Source organism: Streptomyces sp. NPDC049813, assembly GCF_044465085.1.
Lineage (GTDB): Bacteria > Actinomycetota > Actinomycetes > Streptomycetales > Streptomycetaceae > Streptomyces.
This window is the reverse complement of the sequence record NZ_JBITLI010000033.1, coordinates 1-2479: the sequence shown is the minus strand read 5'-3', so window position 1 is coordinate 2479 and position 2479 is coordinate 1. Positions and strand designations below refer to the sequence as shown.

2 rRNA genes are annotated in these 2479 nt (G+C 58.1%); both read left to right on the top strand.

Going from position 1 to position 2479, the window contains the following annotated elements:
* The first annotated feature begins 7 nt into the window (after window positions 1-7).
* Window positions 8-1533 (top strand): 16S ribosomal RNA (locus ACIBW6_RS34830).
* 312 nt (window positions 1534-1845) lie between these two features.
* Window positions 1846-2479, top strand: a 23S ribosomal RNA gene (locus ACIBW6_RS34825); the annotation flags it as partial.

The following is a 2479-nucleotide window of genomic DNA, read 5'->3' as shown; positions in this document are numbered from 1 at the left end:
GGAAACATTCACGGAGAGTTTGATCCTGGCTCAGGACGAACGCTGGCGGCGTGCTTAACACATGCAAGTCGAACGATGAAGCCCTTCGGGGTGGATTAGTGGCGAACGGGTGAGTAACACGTGGGCAATCTGCCCTTCACTCTGGGACAAGCCCTGGAAACGGGGTCTAATACCGGATAACACTTCCCTCCTCCTGGAGGGTGGTTAAAAGCTCCGGCGGTGAAGGATGAGCCCGCGGCCTATCAGCTTGTTGGTGAGGTAATGGCTCACCAAGGCGACGACGGGTAGCCGGCCTGAGAGGGCGACCGGCCACACTGGGACTGAGACACGGCCCAGACTCCTACGGGAGGCAGCAGTGGGGAATATTGCACAATGGGCGAAAGCCTGATGCAGCGACGCCGCGTGAGGGATGACGGCCTTCGGGTTGTAAACCTCTTTCAGCAGGGAAGAAGCGAAAGTGACGGTACCTGCAGAAGAAGCGCCGGCTAACTACGTGCCAGCAGCCGCGGTAATACGTAGGGCGCAAGCGTTGTCCGGAATTATTGGGCGTAAAGAGCTCGTAGGCGGCTTGTCACGTCGGTTGTGAAAGCCCGGGGCTTAACCCCGGGTCTGCAGTCGATACGGGCAGGCTAGAGTGTGGTAGGGGAGATCGGAATTCCTGGTGTAGCGGTGAAATGCGCAGATATCAGGAGGAACACCGGTGGCGAAGGCGGATCTCTGGGCCATTACTGACGCTGAGGAGCGAAAGCGTGGGGAGCGAACAGGATTAGATACCCTGGTAGTCCACGCCGTAAACGGTGGGAACTAGGTGTTGGCGACATTCCACGTCGTCGGTGCCGCAGCTAACGCATTAAGTTCCCCGCCTGGGGAGTACGGCCGCAAGGCTAAAACTCAAAGGAATTGACGGGGGCCCGCACAAGCAGCGGAGCATGTGGCTTAATTCGACGCAACGCGAAGAACCTTACCAAGGCTTGACATACACCGGAAACGTCTGGAGACAGGCGCCCCCTTGTGGTCGGTGTACAGGTGGTGCATGGCTGTCGTCAGCTCGTGTCGTGAGATGTTGGGTTAAGTCCCGCAACGAGCGCAACCCTTGTTCTGTGTTGCCAGCATGCCCTTCGGGGTGATGGGGACTCACAGGAGACCGCCGGGGTCAACTCGGAGGAAGGTGGGGACGACGTCAAGTCATCATGCCCCTTATGTCTTGGGCTGCACACGTGCTACAATGGCCGATACAATGAGCTGCGATACCGCAAGGTGGAGCGAATCTCAAAAAGTCGGTCTCAGTTCGGATTGGGGTCTGCAACTCGACCCCATGAAGTTGGAGTTGCTAGTAATCGCAGATCAGCATTGCTGCGGTGAATACGTTCCCGGGCCTTGTACACACCGCCCGTCACGTCACGAAAGTCGGTAACACCCGAAGCCGGTGGCCCAACCCCTTGTGGGAGGGAGCTGTCGAAGGTGGGACTGGCGATTGGGACGAAGTCGTAACAAGGTAGCCGTACCGGAAGGTGCGGCTGGATCACCTCCTTTCTAAGGAGCACTTCTTACTCGGACTTGTCCGGGTCAGAGGCCAGTACATCGGCGAATGTTCGATGCTGGTTGCTCATGGGTGGAACGTTGACTATTCGATCTGGTTCACGGGTCGGAGGCTGTGAGTACTGCTCTTCGGAGCGTGGAAAACATGATCTCCGGGCGGGACCGGGTCGGGCACGCTGTTGGGTATCTGAAGGTACGGCCGCAAGGTCGCCTTCAGTGCCGGCCCCAGTGCACTCGGGATGTTGTCCCGGGGTGATGGGTGGTTGGTCGTTGTTTGAGAACTGCACAGTGGACGCGAGCATCTGTGGCCAAGTTTTTAAGGGCGCACGGTGGATGCCTTGGCACCAGGAACCGATGAAGGACGTGGGAGGCCACGATAGTCCCCGGGGAGTCGTCAACCAGGCTTTGATCCGGGGGTTTCCGAATGGGGAAACCCGGCAGTCGTCATGGGCTGTCACCCGCTGCTGAACACATAGGCAGTGTGGAGGGAACGCGGGGAAGTGAAACATCTCAGTACCCGCAGGAAGAGAAAACAACCGTGATTCCGGGAGTAGTGGCGAGCGAAACTGGATGAGGCCAAACCGTATACGTGTGAGACCCGGCAGGGGTTGCGTATGCGGGGTTGTGGGATCTCTTTTTCATAGTCTGCCGGCTGTGAGACGAGTCAGAAACCGTTGATGTAGGCGAAGGACATGCGAAAGGTCCGGCGTAGAGGGTAAGACCCCCGTAGTCGAAACGTCAGCGGCTCGTTTAAGAGACACCCAAGTAGCACGGGGCCCGAGAAATCCCGTGTGAATCTGGCGGGACCACCCGTTAAGCCTAAATATTCCCTGGTGACCGATAGCGGATAGTACCGTGAGGGAATGGTGAAAAGTACCGCGGGAGCGGAGTGAAATAGTACCTGAAACCGTGTGCCTACAAGCCGTGGGAGCGTCGCGCA